Origin of the sequence: Collinsella sp. AM40-7AC (assembly GCF_003468125.1) — a bacterium.
GTDB lineage: Bacteria > Actinomycetota > Coriobacteriia > Coriobacteriales > Coriobacteriaceae > Collinsella > Collinsella aerofaciens_O.
Window position 1 is genome coordinate 376 of sequence record NZ_QSGK01000009.1, and the last position, 18,992, is coordinate 19,367.

General features: G+C 58.9%; 12 protein-coding genes and 1 pseudogene. 4 read left to right on the forward strand and 9 right to left on the reverse strand.

From position 1 onward, the window contains the following. The 3 genes and pseudogenes from DW892_RS10500 to DW892_RS07960 form a co-directional block, all read right to left on the reverse strand. Positions 1 to 486: pseudogene (locus DW892_RS10500) on the reverse strand (hypothetical protein); the annotation flags it as partial. Further along, complete coding sequence (locus DW892_RS07955) at positions 474 to 1,172, reverse strand: hypothetical protein (RefSeq protein WP_117758299.1); 699 nt, start codon at positions 1,170 to 1,172, stop codon at positions 474 to 476. The gene DW892_RS07955 and the pseudogene DW892_RS10500, both read right to left, overlap by 13 nt. A 3-nt stretch (positions 1,173 to 1,175) precedes the next feature. Further along, positions 1,176 to 2,258 carry a Sir2 silent information regulator family NAD-dependent deacetylase gene (locus DW892_RS07960; protein WP_199577697.1) on the reverse strand — a complete coding sequence of 361 codons (1,083 nt, stop codon included), beginning with the start codon at positions 2,256 to 2,258 and terminating at the stop codon, positions 1,176 to 1,178. Positions 2,259 to 2,284: 26 nt separating this feature from the next. On the opposite strand from DW892_RS07960, the gene DW892_RS07965 reads away from it, so the two are divergent. Continuing rightward, positions 2,285 to 2,845: a TetR/AcrR family transcriptional regulator gene (locus DW892_RS07965; RefSeq protein ID WP_117758298.1), complete on the forward strand. Its 561-nt coding sequence runs from the start codon at positions 2,285 to 2,287 to the stop codon at positions 2,843 to 2,845. Between the two features lie 224 nt (positions 2,846 to 3,069). On the opposite strand, the gene DW892_RS07970 is transcribed toward DW892_RS07965, so the two are convergent. Next, positions 3,070 to 3,414 carry a DUF6508 domain-containing protein gene (locus tag DW892_RS07970; RefSeq protein WP_117758297.1) on the reverse strand — a complete coding sequence of 115 codons (345 nt, stop codon included), beginning with the start codon at positions 3,412 to 3,414 and terminating at the stop codon, positions 3,070 to 3,072. 9 nt (positions 3,415 to 3,423) lie between these two features. Then, positions 3,424 to 5,157, reverse strand: a complete 1,734-nt coding sequence (locus DW892_RS07975; protein ID WP_117758296.1) for a DUF262 domain-containing protein — start codon at positions 5,155 to 5,157, stop codon at positions 3,424 to 3,426. A 289-nt stretch (positions 5,158 to 5,446) separates the two neighbouring features. On the opposite strand from DW892_RS07975, the gene DW892_RS07980 reads away from it, so the two are divergent. Continuing rightward, positions 5,447 to 5,977 carry a flavodoxin family protein gene (locus DW892_RS07980; RefSeq protein WP_117583296.1) on the forward strand — a complete coding sequence of 177 codons (531 nt, stop codon included), beginning with the start codon at positions 5,447 to 5,449 and terminating at the stop codon, positions 5,975 to 5,977. Between the two features lie 180 nt (positions 5,978 to 6,157). Further along, on the forward strand, positions 6,158 to 7,447 hold the full coding sequence (locus tag DW892_RS07985; protein WP_117583295.1) for an ATP-binding protein: 1,290 nt from the start codon (positions 6,158 to 6,160) through the stop codon (positions 7,445 to 7,447). Positions 7,448 to 7,546: 99 nt separating this feature from the next. On the opposite strand, the gene DW892_RS07990 is transcribed toward DW892_RS07985, so the two are convergent. After that, positions 7,547 to 9,787 carry a DNA gyrase subunit A gene (locus DW892_RS07990; protein ID WP_117766807.1) on the reverse strand — a complete coding sequence of 747 codons (2,241 nt, stop codon included), beginning with the start codon at positions 9,785 to 9,787 and terminating at the stop codon, positions 7,547 to 7,549. 45 nt (positions 9,788 to 9,832) lie between these two features. Beyond that, entirely contained in the window at positions 9,833 to 11,830 is a 1,998-nt protein-coding gene (locus tag DW892_RS07995; protein WP_117766809.1) for a type IIA DNA topoisomerase subunit B, read from the reverse strand. Between the two features lie 368 nt (positions 11,831 to 12,198). Here DW892_RS07995 and DW892_RS08000 point away from each other — a divergent pair, with 368 nt between their 5' ends. After that, positions 12,199 to 13,215: a hypothetical protein gene (locus DW892_RS08000; RefSeq protein ID WP_117766811.1), complete on the forward strand. Its 1,017-nt coding sequence runs from the start codon at positions 12,199 to 12,201 to the stop codon at positions 13,213 to 13,215. Between the two features lie 110 nt (positions 13,216 to 13,325). Here DW892_RS08000 and DW892_RS08005 read toward each other — a convergent pair whose 3' ends face one another. Together DW892_RS08005 and DW892_RS10505 are read right to left on the reverse strand one after the other, a co-directional pair. Continuing rightward, positions 13,326 to 17,693 carry a hypothetical protein gene (locus DW892_RS08005; protein WP_147349861.1) on the reverse strand — a complete coding sequence of 1,456 codons (4,368 nt, stop codon included), beginning with the start codon at positions 17,691 to 17,693 and terminating at the stop codon, positions 13,326 to 13,328. Positions 17,694 to 17,848: 155 nt separating this feature from the next. Then, positions 17,849 to 18,853 (reverse strand): helix-turn-helix transcriptional regulator, encoded by a 1,005-nt coding sequence (locus DW892_RS10505; RefSeq protein ID WP_199408678.1) that lies wholly within the window; start codon positions 18,851 to 18,853, stop codon positions 17,849 to 17,851. Positions 18,854 to 18,992 lie beyond the last annotated feature (139 nt).

Here is an 18,992-nt window from a genome sequence, read left to right on the forward strand (position 1 = left end):
CCCCGCCATGCCCGCGAGCATGCGCTCGACGTAGGGGCTCGCGTCGAAGAGCTCGTCGCAGCATGGCTGCTTGCACTGAAGGTGCGCGAAGCTTCCCTGATAGTTGCAGATCCTCTCGGTGGGAAACGTCTTCTCGACTTGGGTGTCCACATTGGTGCTCAGGATGAAGTAGTCCTTATGGCCGATGAGGGACCGTAGGTCGAGATAGGGCTGCGAGGCCAGCTCGCGCAGCATGAAGTCGATGTATCGCGCATAGTATGCCCATCGCTGCTCGAGGCTGGGGTAGAGGTGGTAGAAGCCGTCGAAAAGGCTCTTGAAGCCAAAGGCTTGCTGCCAGTCCGTCATTCCGGCGCGCGCCATGCCTGCGCGGTTGTAATGGTTGAACCCGGCGGCGCTTGACATGCCCGAGCCGATGCCGACGATGATGGCGTCGGCATCGTCGATAAGGCTTCGAAGCCTATACGCTTCCCTCTCTAGAGACGGCATTGGGCAATCTCCTCGAAAGCCGGGGCCATATCGCCGTCAACGAGAATCGTCTCGCACGATGCATCGGGCGCCATAGCCTGGCTGTAGTTGAACACGATGTAGGTGGCGTGCTCGCAGACGTTCGCGATCTGGGCGAGCATGTGCTTTATGATGCCGTTGCGCAGTCCCACGCCAAGTTCGAGGATGGCGACCCTGCCGTTGCGATGGGCTTGCACAAGGCGCTCGAGCTCCTCGAGCTGGGTCATGGCGAGGGCGTCTGGATGGGCGAGGCGCCGCTCGTCAACCGACGTGCGCGTGCTCCCCTCAGTCTCGAGCACGCGCTCCTCGTCGAACCCGGCGCGCGCGAAGTGCCCGTCGATGTTGCATGTGACCACGAAGGTGTCGGCGTGCTCCGTAAGACGCCGCAGCCCGTTCATGAGCGAGCCGGGCTCATATTCGAGATACTCCTTTTGATGGAACCGCTCGGCCCATCGGCGTCGCACGCTGGCATCCGGGGAAGCGAGCCCCTGCAGTATGCAGCCGATGCCGTCTGCCTGAGCGAGGTCGCCGTACGCCTCTTGGAAATGAGCATCGGCGCAGAAAAGGTTGAGCCCCTCCGCCATGTCGAGTCCGTTGCTAGCGCCGATGATGACAAGATCCGCTTCGGCTAGCGCCCTGCCTATGCGAACTGCTTTCGCCGTCTCCATGCGCTACCTCCCCAGCGTCTTGCGCACGTCGGCGAGCACGTCGGCGATGTCGGCGCGAACGGCGAGCCCCCGATCCTCGATCGCGCGGGGGAGAAACTGCGTCTTGTTGTTTACGGCGATGTAGCTGGCCTGCGGTAACTGCGCCGTGAGGGCCCAGAACGGCTCCTGGATAAACGCGGGCGTCATGCGGCCCACACCCAGCTCGAGGAAGAGGATCCTCTGCCGTGCGTGCGCGTCGAGCCAGTCGGACACCTTGCGGTACTGCTCCTCGTAGAGTTCGCCCTGCAGGAAGTTGCCGTAGCCGCGAACCCAGGGGAACGCCTCTGCTCCGCAGTGCGGGCAGCGCGGCACGAGCTCTGTCGGAACCTCCAGACCGTCTCCCATGGCCTCTACCATGTGGGAGACCGGCTCGACCGCGTTCCACACCTCGTCGGTGCAACAGTGGGAGCACTGAAAGAAGCGGTGGTCGCCTTGGATCTCTGCCACTTTCTCCCAGGGATAGAGCTTCACAAACTGCGTGTCCTGGTTGGTGGTGAGCACGAAGAAATCCTTCTCGGCGAGAATGGTGTCGAGGTCCCTGTAGGGCTTGCGCAGCGGGGCGTTGAGCGTGGTGTCGAGGAAGGTGGCGAGGTATCCCCAGCGCGCCTCGGCGGTGGGCCAGCGGTAGAACGACCCCTCGAAAGCGCCCTTGAAACCGTAGCGCTCGGCGAATTTGCCGAAATGCCTGCGATAGGTTGCGTTGTCCTCGTAATAGAAGTCGCCGCCGTCCGCCGCGGAGAGCCCAGAGGCCCCGCCCACCAGCACGCAATCGGCTTCCTCGATCATGCGGGCGAAGTCCCTGATTTGCTGGTCGTAGGGCTCGGGCTCGCGGTCACTCAGCTCATAGGGCGTGCCGCCGCTGCGGTAGGCGGCCTGAAGGGAAAACGATTGGTTGGTGAGCTCGATAACGAGCTGCTCGTACAGGGTCACTGGATACCTTCTTTCAGCTATTATAAACAGGTGTCTATAAAAAGTATCCATGTCGATTTGCTTAAGAGCAATGAACAGCTTCGGCCTGCTGTCGATAAACGAGCGTTTGCCGGGCATTGTCGAGCGTTGCAATTGGAGGGGTAATGGAAGCGGGGAAGATCGATCGTCGCCGACGCTATACACTCTCGGTCATACGGGAGGCGTTCTTCGCGCTGCTGGCCGAGGTCGGCTTCGCGAAGATGACGGTAGCGGATATCTGCCGCCGCGCCGATATCAACCGTGGCACGTTCTATCTGCACTACGAGGACAAGTTCGCCCTGCTCGACGCGCTTATCGACGAGGCCTTGGCGGCGGTGCCGCCGCTCGAGGGAACGGAGGCGGGTGCCCTCTGCCAGCGTCCGCCGGCAAACGATGACTATTATCTGCTCTACTCGGATGACGATGCGTACGCCCGGGTGGCACAGCGCGTCGTCGAGCGCGGCGCCGAGCAGATGATTCCCTCGATCATGGAGGAGACTGGGCTTTCGCGCGAGGACGCCTATCTGCTCTTCGTCCACAACGTCCAGGGAAATCTCGCGGTCAACCGCCTGCTCGGTTGGAGGCGAGGGCCCGAGTTTGCCCACGCTCAGGAGCTGCTCAGCGCCTATTCCGAAGGGGGCATGCGGGCGGTGTCTGCCCGCTATGATTCTCGTAGTTCATCTTGACCACGGGTTCATTTCAAGTAAGCAGTGCAGCTATGAGCTGAGGATAAAGCGCCACAGTGTGCCCCGCGTTCTCGACTTCCCGGCAGAAACGTGAGTCCTTTGGTTAACGCATCTCAAGATTGAGCGTTGGTTCCGCTTTTGATTTGGTGGCATGACGGAGTGGACGGCATGGCATTGTCGCATCGCCGTGCTGTCGCAGCGCCAGACGTCTTCGTGGCTGCCGTTCAGCCCTCGTCGAGCTCCTTCAGCCGGGAGAGGCAGCGGTCCAGAAACCCGCTCCTAGCTTGCGCGGCAAGGAGTCCGTCGCAAAAGCGGTCGCCACGAACGCACCACGTGATGCATGCACGTATCAGGTCAATGTCCCCATGGTCGATGTCGCAGCTGTCTATACCTTCCGAGGTGTCGATGCTATGGCGTTCAAGCGTCTCGAAGTAGCTGGTGTCCGCGAACCCGTCCAGTCCATAGAAATCGTCGACGAAATCCTCGAGTCCGAACGTCCCGCCCCCAAACTCGACATTCATGTTTCTGTCCGCCAGCTTGCCAGCGTACTTGGTTAGTCTTTCGAACATGTTCGCTCCTTAGCTCAAAAGTCCGTTGTCGCCCAGGTAGTCCACGAAGGCATCGATGATCCGTGCCGTGCGAGTCGCGATGTCTATTTCGGTGAAGTCTCCCATGACTTGTGCCAGGCGCTTGAGTTCCGTGATCTTTGTTCCGGCTTTGCGCTTGCCATTGCCGTCGGTGTATCCCTCATAGTATTTGCGTTTATCGCAGAATCTGTAGTCGGCCGCGCGGATGTTTACACGCTTCTCGAGCAGCGCCTTGTTACCCAGCGCCTCCAGGCTGGATTGATCGACGAGCGGGTCTATCTCGTTGCGCTTCTTGGCATAGATGTGCTCAATTTCGAGCGTGGTGTCTAGGTCCATGAGTGGTTGATCTGGGTCTGCGTACGCCCACCAAGTGAGTATGGACTTTGTTACAGGCCTGCCGTTGGTGAACACGTAGGTTCGGAATCGCTCAGCAATATTTGCGCGATTGAAGTGGTGGTTAGGAAACTCCACCGGGCGGTGCTCCACGATGTTGATCATCTCGGGATACACTGGCGAACGCAGCGCGTTCACGCCGGGTCGCTCAATGGCGTAGGCGAAAATGAATGCCGTGATCTTGTTTAGAAAGCCGTAGAGTGCCTCGTCATCGAGGACACCTTTGCTGTCGCTGTTGGCAAGGAACCAGACGCTTAGCAGATAGGTCCACATGCCGTTGGGGGCGTAGTTCAGCACGAAGAGCCTGCGGAGCACGCGCTCGCTGAACCCTTCCTGCGCGTCGACGCGTTTCCAGAAGCCGAGCAGCGCCTCGAGATCGGCGAGCGTGGCGTCCTCCTTGAGCATGGCGTAACCATCGGCACCGAAGAAGTCGCGCAACGATGCGGTGGTCGTGTCGCGGATGCCTTTCTTCGCGCGGCGGTAGTACATGTAGCGCGTAAATAGCTCATCGGTTGGTGTGCCGCGCATGGGCCGGAAGATAGCGTTCGCTCCCTCCTCGAGTCCCTTCCAGCGACGGATGAACTCGTCCTTGCGCCCCGTGTCGGAATAATGCTTGTAGAACTGGCTCTTGAAGATGTCGGCATCCGAGAGAGGCAACCCTCGGTCGTTTAGAGTCGAGAAGATGCGTAGCGCGGTGTCCTGCGATTCCGCTTCAATGGGCAACAGTATCACATTGTTGATGACGCGTGTGGCCATGTAGACGGTGTAGGTGGGCCACTCGCTCACCAGTTGCTCAATTTTCCTCTGGAAGAAAGCGAAGTTGCGGGCATAGGCGCTCTTCCAGCCATCGCCTACATTGCCCTCTCGTAAAATCTCGAGGAATTCATTCTTGTCGTTGTCCGATGCAACCTCGGAGTCGATCTTGAGGCGTTCCATGTCGGGCTCGTCGAACTCGTCGGTTTTCCATACACAACGGGCGATTGCCTCGCGCATCTTCACAGACTGCTTATCCTTCATGTTGGTGAACTTGTCGTAGAACGCGCGGAGCAGCAGCATGATGGTGGTGAGGCGCTGCTGGCCGTCAATGATTTCGAGTTGGCCAGAGAGGTTCTTAAAGGTGACGATGGGTCCTAGGAAGTATTCGTCGTTCTCGCTGTCGAAGCGCTCGTAGTCATCGCCCGGAAAAGCGAACGCGAATAGGTCATCCCACAGCGTTGCGCATTCGTCCTCGCCCCAGGCGTAGGGCCTCTGGTAGTCGGGGATGAGGAAGTCTGATCGCTTATCGGTGAGAAGATCGCGAATCGATCGCTGGTCGATGTTGAGCTTGGACATGAGCTGTACCTTCCGCGCGGGAACAATCAAGATGACACGGATTATATCGCCGAAGTCGTCATTCGCTCTATTGCTGCGAGCTACTGAATCTGGCAACCTCTGGCCAACCCTTACGGTTTCATGTCGTGATCCATATCGGCGCTGATTAATGTCCGTGATGCTTCTGCTTGCACCTTCTTTGGAGAGCGCGAGCGAGAGATGCGATCTACAGACGTCTGAATAGCTCCATCCGTTTTGGTTACAACAAAATGTGTGCCGCGCGCCTGCGGCATGAAGAAGGGAGATTCTTGTGAATATCGTTGTATTGAGCGGTAGCCCGCGTAAGGGCGCCAATACAGATACCATGGTCGAGGCGTTTGCCGAGACCGCGCGTGAGGGCGGCAATACGGTCGAGGTCGTCCGCGTTGCCAGCAAGAAGATCGCCGGCTGCTTGGGATGCCAGTACTGCTTCGCTCATGAGGGCGTCTGCGTGCAGAAGGATGACATGGTCAACGTGATCGAGTCGCTGAAAGACGCAGATATGGTCGTCTTTGCCTCGCCTATCTACTGGTTCGATATCACTGCGCAGGAGAAGGCTGTCATCGACCGCCTGTACGCCTTCGGTGCTACGGGCTTCCCGTTCACCAAGACGGCCCTTTTGCTCGATAGCCACAGCGAGGGCGTCTATGATGCGGCGATCGCCATGTACAAGTCCACGTGCGCATACTGCAAGTGGGAGGACCAGGGCATTGTCACCATCAGCGGTATGACCGAGCGCGACAGCATGGCCTCCTCGCCCAAGCTGGAAGAGGTGCGAGAGCTCGCTCGCAAGCTCGCCTAAGGGCAAGAAGAGCGCATGGCAATCGGTGTTGGTGGAAATGCTTGCTGTCCTTACCGAGAGATAGGGGCGCATTCCCTCAAGCGCTGTATAGAACAATTTTTAAACGCAGAAAAATAACTGAAAACAAATTAATCCGCGTTAAAATATTGTCAAACAGAAGTTAATGAGGGAAGGTTGCGTATGCGTCGCAAGGCAGACGAGCTACTTAGGGAATGGCGAGACAGAGCTGATAGAAAACCTTTGCTGGTCAAAGGCGTGCGCCAGTGTGGCAAGACCTATTTGCTCAGAACGTACGCCCAGGATCTTTTCGAATCGGTTGTCTACGTTAATCTTGAGAACGACCGGTCGGCGCGAGCGGATTTTTCGGGCGGTCTTGACCCTCATTCGATTGTGCGCGCGATCGAGGCTCGTACGGGACAGCGTATCGTGCCTGGCAAAACCTTACTGTTCATTGACGAGATCCAGGCATGCGAGGAAGCGCTCACTTCCCTTAAATACTTTTGCGAAGATGCTCCCGAGTATTACGTTGCGGCTGCCGGGTCGCTTCTTGGGGTTGCCATTAACCATCAGTCGTATTCGTTCCCCGTCGGAAAGACCGACTTGATCGAGATGACTCCACTCGATTTCGAGGAGTTTCTCTGGGCAATGGGGCACGATCAGCTGGTCGATGAGATACGCTCGTCATTCGAGTTAATGGGTCCTCTTGCGCCAAGCCTTCATGAAAAGGCGCTTAGGCTCTATCGACAGTATCTTGTTGTTGGCGGAATGCCCGAGGCGGTCCAAACGTATATCGATGATCAGTCAATCATTGATGTGGCCGAAAAGCATCGGATTATTCTCGACGGATATTCCGCCGACACCAATAAATATGCTGATGAACGCTTGAGCGCAAAGACGCGTGCGTGCTTCGATTCCATTCCACAGCAGCTTGCCAAAGAGAATCGCAAATTTCAATACAAGGTAGTGCGAGCGGGGGGCAATGCGTCTCTCTTTGGAGATGCTCTCGACTGGCTTGTATTGTCGGGTACGGTGGCGCGCTGCAGCCTAGTCGGGCAGATCGAAAGCCCTTTAGAGGCCTTCGTTAACCCTTCTGCTTTTAAAATCTATCAGGCGGATACAGGGCTGCTCGTCTCCAAGGCCGGTGCTCAACGCGCCGATATTCTTGCCGGCATCGGCGGCACATTCATGGGTGCACTTACCGAAAACTACGTCGCCCAACAGCTTTCAGCCATGGGCTATCCGCTGCATTATTGGGCGCGAGATAATCGTGCGGAAATCGACTTTGTAGTAGAGAAGCAGGGATGCTTGTCTGCGATTGAAGTCAAGGCGGGAGAGAACACAAGATCTCGAAGCCTGTCCTCACTTAAAAAGACCCATCCGGGCGTACGCCTTATCAGGCTATCGACTAAGCCCTTTGGAATGAATGATGGGCTTATGTCTGTTCCACTTTATGCGGCATTTTGTCTATAGGGATGATGCTGGTGTAATGCATGGGGCCCAGGGCGCAGCGTTTACTGCGCTCCGGGCCCCGCTGCTTAGTTAAACCATGACGGTTTGGTCGCCGTCGTCCTAGTCAAACAAACTCGGCATGTCGTTTTCCTTCATGAGGGCACCGGCAGAGGGCAGGCTCTGCGCGGTGAACTTCTCGGCCGAGACGCCGGCGCCAAGAATCTCCTCGGTCGTGCCGACAGTGGTGACCGAGCGGCCCTTCTTGGCCGTGAAAGCCTGGACGCCCTGCGTGTTGGTGGTCGTCTTGGTCTTGAGCAGCGACGTGTTGAAGTTCATCAGGCGGTAGTCGCTCGAGACCAGCGCGATGTCGCGATCTTCCTTGAGCACCTGGGCATACAGCAGCTTGCTGCCACCATAGATGGCGTTTTTGAGGCGCTTGCGGTTGGTCTTGGTAACGTATCCGGCAAGCGCGACACGCACCACGCGGCCGTTCTCAAAGACGAACAGCACGTCGGCCTTGTAGTCCTCGGGGTCGATGACCCAGATGACGTTCTCGTCGGGTTCCATCTCAAGATCGGTCGGCAGGTACGAGCCCAGCTGTGCCGACTTGGTGTCCTCAAACGCCGTGACCTTGCACTTGTACACCTGGCTCTTGTTGGTAAAGACCAGCAGCTCGTGGGTGTTGGAGGACGGGAACTCGATAAAGGGTTTGTCGCCGTCCTTGTACTTGAGCGTGGTCGCCTTCTTGAGCACGCGGTCCGTCATCTTCTTGAGGTAGCCATCGCGCGAGAGCATGATCGTAACCGGGTACTCCTCGACCTCGGGCTCCAAGCTTACCTCGATAACCTCATGGGGCTCGATCCTGCCCGTGCGGCGCGGCATCACGTACTTCTTGTTGACCGCGGCCAGCTCGTCGCTGATGACCTTCTTGATGTTCTCTTCGCTCGAAAGGATCTCCTCAAGCTCGGCAATCTCACCCTCGAGCTTGGCGATGTCCTTGGTGCGGTTGAGGATGTACTCCTCGTTGATGTTGCGGAGCTTGAGCTCGGCGACAAACTCGGCCTGGGTCTCGTCGATGTCGAAACCCTTCATAAGGTTGGGTACGACCTCGGCCTCGAGTTTGGTGCCGCGGATGATGGCGATCGCCTTGTCGATGTCGAGCAGGATCGCCTCAAGGCCGTGCAGCAGGTGCAGGCGCTCGGACTTTTTGCCCAGGTCAAAGTTAATGCGGCGACGCGTGGACTCAATACGCCACTTGACCCACTCGTGCAGAATCTGGCGCACGCCCATAACACGGGGATAGCCGTCGACGAGCACGTTGAAGTTGCACGAGAACGAATCCTGCAGCGTGGTCGAGCGATAGAGCTTGGCCATGAGCTTGTCGGGGTCGACACCGCGCTTAAGGTCGATGGCGATACGCAGACCCGAAAGGTCGGTTTCATCGCGGATGTCTGCGATCTCCTTGACCTTGCCCTCCTTGGAGAGCTTGACGATGCGCTCGATGATGACATCGGTCTTGGTGGTGTAGGGGATCTCGTAGACCTCGATGATGCGCTCTTCGGGAATCCAGCGCCAGCGGGAGCGAATCTGGAAGCTGCCCAGGCCGGTCTCGACGATCTTCTCCATCTCCTCGCGGCGGTAGATAATTTCGCCGCCGGTCGAGAAGTCGGGCATGGGCATGTACTCGAGCAGGTCGCAGTCGGGATCCTGCAGGTAGTGCATCGTGGCGGTGCAGACCTCGTTGAGGTTGAAACCGCAGATGTCGGACGCCATGGCGACGCCGATGCCCTTGTTGGCCGAGACGAGGATGTTGGGGAACGTGGTGGGCAGCAGGCGCGGCTCCTTCATGGCGCCGTCGTAGCTGTCGACGAAGTCGACCGGGTCCTTGTCGATGTCCTTGAAGATCTCGGCGCTGATGGGGGAGAGCTTGGCCTCGGTATAACGAGAGGCGGCGTAGCTCAGGTCGCCCGAATAGTACTTGCCAAAGTTGCCCTTCGACTCCACGAAGGGGGCAAGCAGCGCTTCGTTACCCGTCGCCAGGCGCACCATCGTCTCGTAGATCGCGGCGTCGCCGTGCGGGTTGAGCTTCATGGTCTGACCCACGATGTTGGCGCTCTTCTGGCGCTCGCCCTTGAGCAGACCCATCTTGTACATAGTGTAGAGCAGCTTGCGATGCGAGGGCTTAAAGCCATCAATCTCGGGGAATGCGCGCGAGACGTTGACGCTCATGGCGTAGGGCATGTAGTTGACCTCGAGCGTCTGCGTGATCGGCTGGTCGGTGACCTCGGAGTGCAGGCCGATGACGTTCTCGGCGTTGACCTGCTTTTTCTTTGGCTGGTTCTTCGTCTTCTTCTTTGCCACGATTTCCTCTTGAACTTCTTATAGGCCGTCGTTATCGATTTGCTGCTACTGCAGGTCCAGCTGGTCCAGGTATTCCTTGCCGTGCTCGGAGATATGGCGCTTGCGGCCCGCCTCGTCGTTGCCCAGCAAAAGGTTGAACATGGTTTCCATCTTGGTGACGTCCTCGGGCTCCACCTTGATCAGGCGGCGCGTCTCGGGATTCATAGTGGTGAGCCACATCATGTCCGGGTCGTTCTCACCAAGACCCTTGGAGCGGTTGATGGAGCACTTTTGGTCGCCGACTTCTTTGAGGATGCCGTTCTTCTCGAGCTCGGTGTAGGCAAAGTAGGTCTTCTCTTTGCAGTTGATCTCGTAGAGCGGCGACTCGGCGATATACACGTAGCCTTCGTCGATAAGCGTGGGCACCAGGCGATAGAGCATGGTGAGCACGAGCGTGCGGATGTGATAGCCGTCGACGTCGGCGTCTGTACAGATGATGACCTTGTTCCAGTTGAGGTTGTCCAGGTCGAAGGCACCGAGGTTCTTGATCCGCTTGTCCTTGATCTCCACGCCGCAGCCCAGCACGCGCATAAGGTCCATGATGATGTCGGACTTAAAGATGCGCGGATAATCCTCCTTTAGGCAGTTGAGGATTTTGCCTCGGACGGGCATAACGCCCTGGAACTCGGCATCGCGCGAGGTACGAATGGCGCCTGCTGCCGAGTCGCCCTCTACGATGTAGATCTCGCGGCGGCTCTTGTCCTTGGAGCGGCAGTCGATGAACTTCTGCACGCGGTTGGCCATGTCGGTCTTCTGCTGCAGGTTGGTTTTGATGCTCTGGCGCGTCTTTTCGGCGTTCTCGCGCGAACGCTTATTGATGAGCACCTGCTCCATGATCTTGTTGGCGGCATCTTTGTTCTCGATCAAGTAGGTCGAGAGGCGCTCCTTAAAGAATGCCGTCATGGCCTGCTGGATAAAGCGGTTATTGATGGCCTTTTTGGTCTGGTTCTCGTAGGACGTCTGGGTGGAGAAGCAGTTGGTCACCAGTACCAGGCAGTCCTGGACGTCTTGCCACTTAATGCCAGTCTCGTTTTTGTTGTACTTGCCCTGTTGCTTAATGTAGGCATCGATGGCGCTGGTCAGAGCGCTGCGGGCGGCCTTCTCGGGCGAGCCGCCGTTCTCGAGCCACGATGAGTTGTGGTAGTACTCCTGCATCGTAAGGGTGCGCGAGAAGCACATGCACGCGGTGATCTTTACGTTGTAATCGGGCAGGTCCTCGCGATCGCGACCGCGACGGTCGGCCTCGATAAAGAAGGGCTCGGTAAGGTAGTCGGCACCGACCTTCTCGAGCACGTAGTCCTCGATGCCCTTGGGGTAGCAAAAATCCTCTTCGGAAAACTCGCCGTCGTCGCCTTCGATGCGCAGACGGAAGGTCACGTTGGCGTTGACCACGGCCTGGCGGCGCATGGTCTCGCGATACCAGTCGTGGGGAATGCTGATCGAGGTAAAGACCTCAAGATCGGGGCGCCACTTGATGGTGGTGCCGGTGCGGTTCTCATCGCTGGGCTCAATCTCGAGCGCCTTCTTTTTGGTGCCGACGACCTTGCCCTTCTTAAAGTGCAGGGAGTACTTGTTGCCGTCGCGCCAGACGGTGACGTCCATGTACTCGGAAGCGTACTGGGTCGCGCACGAGCCCAGGCCGTTGGTGCCGAGCGAGAAGTCGTAGTCGCCGCCCTGGTTGTTGTTGTACTTGCCGCCGGCGTAGAGCTCGCAGAAGACGAGCTCCCAGTTAAAGCGCTTCTCGGAAGGGTTCCAGTCGAGCGGGCAGCCACGGCCATTGTCCTCTACCTGAATAGAGCCATCGCGAAAGGCGGTGAGGGTGATGAGCTTGCCGTAGCCCTGGCGCGCCTCGTCAACGGCGTTGGACAGGATCTCGAAGGCGGCATGCGCGCAACCGTCGAGTCCGTCCGAGCCAAAGATGACGGCGGGGCGCAGGCGTACGCGCTCCTCGTCCTTGAGCTGGCGGATACTGTCGTTACCATAGTTTGCGGTGTTTTTTGCCATACTCGCTCTCTCGGTGCTCCTTTGCTGCGTTTTAGTCATATAGATAGTCAAGGTAGCATAGCCCAGGCCTTGGGCGATTCCAACCAACACGAATTCCATCGAACAATCGTTCGGATTAACGGGTAAAACGTGTCGTGCGGATTGTTGTTCCGAATCGAACATTGGGACAAGCGTCTCGTTTTATGGGCCACGGGCGTGCGTGTGCGAGTCCCTTTGGCCCATAAGGAACGCTGGCGGGTCGTTATTTGGGCCGTGGGTCACTTCGCCGGCGTCGTGTTTCGTCATACGCTCATAGTGGAAGCCGATGCCACGGGGTCGACTTGGGACTCGGGCAACGGATGAGCTGCAAGCCGAAAGGAGCGGTGAGGATGATGAAGCCCATGACGAAGAAGCTGCTGTTAGGAATTCCCACCGTGACGCTTTCGGCCGTGCTGGCATGTACGGTGGCCGGCTGCGGCGGTAATGCGCCGAGTGGCTCGGGCGGGAGCGCACCTGTGCAGGAGAAGGCCGAGAAGCCCAAGGCCTATGAGTCGCAGACGGTCGAGGTGGCAGGCATTACCTATGAGTCGGTGGCTCACGGTACGTTCTATCGCGGTGATGCCAAGAAGCAGGACGGCTTTTACCTGCACATCAAGATTACCAACAACAACACAAAGAACAGGACGTTCAGTTCCTTTAACGTGCATGCTGCCCAGGGCGATCTTGAGGCAGGCGACCCGTTGTTTACTTCCGGCAAGGCGGCCGTGCTCGACTACGTTGCAAGTGAGGCTCCCGATGAGCTTCACGAGGGCATCGATCTTTCCAAGAGGCCAGATATCGGCCCGGGCGAGACCGTTGAGTACGTGTATTTCTGGGCGCCCAAGACGGCGTACTACGGGCCCATCACTGTCGAGTTCGTAGACGCTTACGCCCCCGCCAAGAATCATGAGGCCATGCACTTTGACACCACGGGATGCGAGACCAAGGAGTTCAAGGCGGCCGGCGGCGTGGCCGATTCTGGCGAGAAGGCAGATTTAACGGGCATCGACTGCGCATCGTACAGCATCGAGGCCGCCGATGGGTACACGCTGGATTCGTCCGACGAAGAGCACGAAAAGGCAAACTTCTTCCACGACGAGACTGGAGGACGCCTGAACATCAGCATCTTCCTACGCTCGCCGGAGGAAGAGGTTGCAAGCCTAGAGCAGGTCTACGAAGGTAAGGAGACAACAACCGACCAGGTCGAGTACAACGGCATAACGTGGCTGCGCTTTACCGGTCCCGACAACGGCCATACACTGTTTGCGACGGCTCCCGCAACGGGTGAAACCGTCCGCGTGTCGATTGGCTGGAAGATCGATTGGGACGCCGCCGTGCCCATGATGGAGGCGCTGAAGCTCAAGTAACGCCGCGATTCTTACGTCAGGCGACTCAGGGCTGGCTCCGAGTTATCGGGGCCAGTCCTTTTTGGTGCTCGATGAGCCGAGCCGGCGTCTCTCACAAAAATAACTAGGAGCTAGCGAGACTTATCCGAATTGACCTCATTGGCGGTGTCTTTTTCGAGCGCCGTGCGGCGGGCGCTGTAGGCGATGAGGCCCGCGCCTGCCGCGGCGAGTGCTGCAGCGGCTGCTGTAAGGGGAGCGTTGACATCGCCCGTGCCCGCAAGCGCGCCCGCTTTTCCGGAGCGCTTGTTATTGCCGTGGTTCTTGCCGCTGCCGGAGCTGCTTCCGCCGGAGCCGCCGCCCTCGTCAGTACCGCTGCCACTCGAGCCACCATCGCCGTCTGCTGTCATCGGGGCGTCGTGAAGTCCTGTCGTATCCGCGCTGTCGCATACGCCGACCTGCACTTCTGAGCGTTCGCATGCCGCGTCGGGCACATGAAGCTCGTGCAGAACGGCACTCAGCGCCGAGTTTGCGCCCGGTCGGATCTCCTCGAGCGTTACGGGATCGAGCGCCACCAGATTACGCGCCTTCGCATACAGCGTGACGCGTTTGCCCACTTCGTCGCTCCAACTCTCGGGGATGGCGAAGCTCATGCGGAACTGTGCCGTGCAACCCGGTGCCAGCACGGCGTTGCCGTTGTCGGCTACCAGCGGGTGCGTTGCAAAACGTGCGCCCAGCGTCTCGAGCGCGTACTTTACGTGTGTCATGTCGTTGGCCGAAGCGTCTTCGGCAAGCTCTGGATCGTAGATCGAAGCCATGCGTGCGTTCGCTCCGAATCCGATGGATGCGCTGGAGAACGGCTGGCTGGAGCCCTCTCGGTACAGATCGATTGTGCCGGCAGTCAGCAAAGTGTTGCCGTCGTTTCGCACCGTGACCATGAAGGATTCGCCTGCTGCTCCGGGCACCACCGCGCCCGAGGTAGCGACCGCGCCCGTCGGAGTGGCACACGCCACCAGAGGCACTTCGATGCCGTGCAGCTCTGCCTCGCTCTTCTCCGCGCTCACAATGTGCGTGGCGAGCGCGGAGAGCATGCCTCCCGACGTCAAAAATGTCGTTATCTGATCGACGGGATGGTCCAGCTCGCACATCACGAACGGCTCCGTGAACAGATCGCCTGCCAAGGTGCTGGCGAAGATGCGGAAGTGCTTGCCCATCACTGCTACCGGGTTGCCTTCTTCGTCGTAGGTTTGCCCCACCTTGCCATCGGTGTTCTCTACATAGAGCGCGCACCTGCCGTTGTTGCTTACGCTAAACGATGCCGGGCCACAGCCTGCGGCACCCACGGGCTGCGTTGCAAATGCCGATGCACCTCGCGTCCAAGTAATATGCTGCAGCTGCTCGTTGACGGTGGCCAAAAAGCCCGAATGTTGTGGCCACGGCACCGCATGGGGCACCGTGGCGTCTGGTGGCATAACGCCCCAGCCCGCAATGGACTGGCCGATCACGGCGTACGATGCGCAGCCGCAACCGTCTGCGGTCTCGTACGCAACGGGCACCACCATTTTGCCGTTGATATTCTCGGGCTCGCTCAGCTCGATACTCGACGGTGCCTGCGGAAAGCGAAGAACTTGGCGGAACGTCAGGCTGTCGCCCAAATCATCCGACCACAGGGTAAAGCATTCCAGCGCAACCTCGGCCTCGCTGCCGAGCGCCTTCTCTGCGGTGGTTCCGCGGCGGTGGAGGTAGGCACCCGACAGGCGTCCGTCGACCAGCGTCTTGCCTGCCGTGATGCGCGGGCACTGCAGGCAATGGTAGCCATCCTCTTGCAGGCGGCCGCGCGAGATGCTGCGCCATGACGTATGCGACACCACGCGGATCTCGTCATTACTTATGCGCAGGCGCACAACGGACAGTATGCCGGCTGTGCTTGCCGTATCGAAAAGGGTGTTGTCGCCGGCGGGGCGCTCGCCCGAGACCAGCAGCACGTAGGCGTCCTGGTTTCCTCTTCCGTCCGTATATTCCACCACGTCGAAGTCGTAATCGAATATGCCGTCGCGCTCCACGTCGCCCTCGCCAAACCCAAGGGGAAAGTCCACGGGCGTGGGAGCGGACCACGTGCCGTTTGCCTTTGTGTGCACCACCAGGCGCGAGCGGCCATTGTCGCCGTAGCGCACCGAGGCGATACGGAACAGGCATTCTACGCCGGCAATCATCGTTAGCTTCATGTGGGCTTCGCTGAGCACGCCGGAAAACAGCACGTTGTCGCTCGAGGGTTTTATGCCGCCACGCTCGTCCTCCGACACGCCGGCAGAATTGGCGTTCGGGTCCGCAACGGCGTTCGTTGACTGACCGATGTAGGTGTACTCATACATCGGCGCGGCGTTTTCGTCGTTTTCCATCAGTGCGTGGACGAAATGCTCAACCTGTCCCGTGTCGTCGCTTTCTGCATCCGCCTCGAGCTCAATGCGCGTGACCGCTTGATCCCAATCGCGCACGACAGGCGCGACGTTTATCGCGGCGGCTGCAACCTCGGCGCGTGCGAGCAGCTCGGAATTGGTGACGATGGTGGCCGACGCGATAAACTGCGGCACACCACCTGCCTCGGTGTTGCCGGGCGTGCCGAAGCAGGCATCCAGCGTGTAAGGCGTATCTCCACCCAATGCCAGCTCAGAGCGTTGGGGCACATACCGGTCGTCATTGTTCACCGACATATTCCACGAATCGATGAGTGTGGGCCACGACCCCGACCAAGCCTTGGTGGTCCACTTGAACATTACGAACTGGAGTATCACATCGACATCGACGTCTGCACCCACGCGCAGCCGCGGAAGCTGGTGTCCATCTGCCTTCTCGTACCCAATGAACAGCGTGAGGGATGCGGCACCGCGCACGGCAGACGAAGCGACGCCTGCAACGCCGGCTCCAAAGGTGACGGCAAGTCCGATCTGGATGGTGAACGAGCCCGACGTGTTGGAATAGTCGAGCGAAATGTTCTTGAAAAACGCCGCGCCGCTGCCGTGCGTGTGGGCACCCACAGCGAGCGCCAGCTTCGCCAGCACCCAAGGGTTGACGTTTAGGAAAAATGGCACCGGTCCTAGGGTAAACTGCTCGGTCCAATTGAGGTCAGTTCTTACCTGGAAGAGGGCCTTAATATTGCCGTATGCAGGGTCGTTGTTGTTACCCCAGGTTTTGCCCACCCAATCGTAGGCGAGCGAGCCGTACAGCTGTGTGGCGATATCCATCGTGAACAGCGGCGTGCAATGGTGGCGAAGGAGCTTGGTGTTTCTTGGATCGGTGCCCGAACCGGCACTCATACTCTTGTACTGATTCCACTTCCCCTCCATCTCGTCGAGGTAGCGGTTTGCCTGCTTGGCGCCCGACTCACGCGGCGATTTCTTCCAGTATTCCGGATCAGGGTTGCCCGAATCGTTCATATAGCTGGCTGGTTTGTATCCTCCGCCAAACAGTACGTACCCGGCAAACGAGAAATCGAACAGAATGGGGAACGAGGGCATCCAGCACGTGAACTTATTACCACCGATGCCGGGAAACGATGCGGGGAAATCAAACGGAGTGATCTCTTGGTCCATAGTGGTGGGGACGATAGTGGTCGATCCGGATTCCGCCTTTGCCGCCGGCGCGGTAACAACGGCCATGGGGGAGGAGAGCGTGTAGGTTTTGTCCTGGTAGTCGAGGACAAAGCGCAGCTTGCATCCTTCTTCCAGAAGGCTCGACGCTGCATCGAGGAACTTGTCTTCGAGTGTGAACGTCGCCAGATTATCCGCGCTCGATGCGCTGGCCTTGATCTGACCAATCTGCGTGACGGTTTCGGTTGAGCTGCCCGCAGCGGGCATCACTTTATTGATATGCAATGTTGCCTGCCCGCCCTGCGGCAGATGAGCCTGCACGGTAAATGCGTGCGTATCGGGCTGCTCGTTTGCCGTGTCGTCCTTCGGCAATGCCATGAACGTGGCTTCAGCGTACTGGATGTCCCATTCGTCGAATGTGAGCTGGCGGAAGTACGGCTCGCCGTCGGAAAGCGGACGCGTGGGCGCGGTTATGGCGGTGCCGCCCTGGATACGCGCAAGGGGAATCTCGACATCGCGGTAGCCCGCCATGCTAATGGAGATGCCGCCGTTAAAGTCGTACGCGTCAAGGAGCTTTGCCTCGTCTACGTAGCCTTCCGAAAGCGAGGCAATCTCAAAGATGGCGGTGCCTTCGTCATCGGTCGTGGCGGCGAGCTGCTTGCCTGCGGCGTAGCGCGACGTGAGCGTGACCTGCGCTCCCTTGATGGGCATATTCTTGTTGGCGACGTCGACCACGACCACACCAAACACGGTGCGCGAGAGAACGAGCACCCTGAAGGGGTCTTTTTCGTCGGCATAGGCCGCGGTGGGCGCGAACGGCAGCAGGAAGGCATTTTCGCTTCCCGGCACGCGAGGCAACATGATGCTCGCTAGTGAGGACGCTCCGGCAACAAGTAACGAACGGCGATCAAGCATCTTGGGCTCCCATCCCGCAAATATCGGTGGAAATAATCCAATTTTGCGAGAAGACGCTTCGTGGCGGTAGTGCCGTTCAAGGGTCAAAATGTCCAAATTGATCGAGCGAAGCGCCGGGTTCCGGAACGCGTTCGATGCGCTTGGCAGCCCGGTCGCTAACGCAACATGTGCGCGACCAGCTCGGCGCGTGTGCCGATGCCAAGCTTTGCGTATACGCCGGATAGGCGGTTTTTGACGGTGCCCGGCGATACTCCCATATGGCGTGCGATTTCAGCGTTGGTCCATCCGCGGCAGGCGAGCATGGCCATGGTGAACTCTGTGGTCGTTAAATCGTCGGCAACGTCCTCGCCCGAATCGGGGTTGTGGATGCGCCGCCAGCCGTAGCTGAAGCGGTACGTGATCTCGATGATGCGTGCGAAGTCGTCAGGGTATTGCGTTTTTAGGCATGCCTCGATGAGCCCCTGCAAAAGGCCGTGGTGCTCGCCAATGAGCTCGATAAGGCCGTCGGGGCGCGCAATGTCCCAAGCGGCTCCAAAATGCGCTTTTGCGGCGTCGATGTCCTTGAGGCTCATGCATGCCATGGAAGCTGCCAGGTGCAGGAACAGTTCCGAGATGGGATAGCTTCCCTGTTTCATAATTAGGGCGTTTTCCGCCATGCCCAGGCTGCGGCCGTATTCGCCGCGCAGATACAAGGCGTGCGCCATCACGTAGCTGGCGAACAGTCGCAGGCCTTCGGGTAGGTGCGCCGCAAGTGGATAAAACTCTTCGGCAGAATACGGGGAAGGCAAGTGCAGCAGGACGCTCGCGGCCGAGGCGAACAGGATATGCGTGGCGTGGACGGCGGGCGATTCCTCGTCGGCCGGCGTATCGAGGATGCCCGCAAGGCACCGGCGGGCGTCGGCGATACGGTTGAGCGACAGACTGGCGTATCCGCAGATAAAGCATGCGGAATAGCGCAGCGCGGGATCGGTGACGTCAAGATAGGGGTGCGCCGTCTTGGCGGCGAGTGCGGCCTGTCCGCGAAAGTACAGCGCTTCTGCCGTGGCGATGGCGCGTGAATCGGGGTCGGAAATGCCTGCAACCGCAGCGTCAATCTGCCCCGGCACAAAGGCGGTGCACATCAACGGCATGGGAACGCATGGGTAGCCATCGCAGTCCATCTTCCATCTCCCAACAGCTGGCAACACTAGCAGCAATTGTACTCTTGTTGCTCGGGACTGGAATTTGTGGGTATCGCCTACGATTGTGCCGAACGTATAAAGGAAGAGTCTATTGGCGATGCTCCCAAGGTGGCTACCG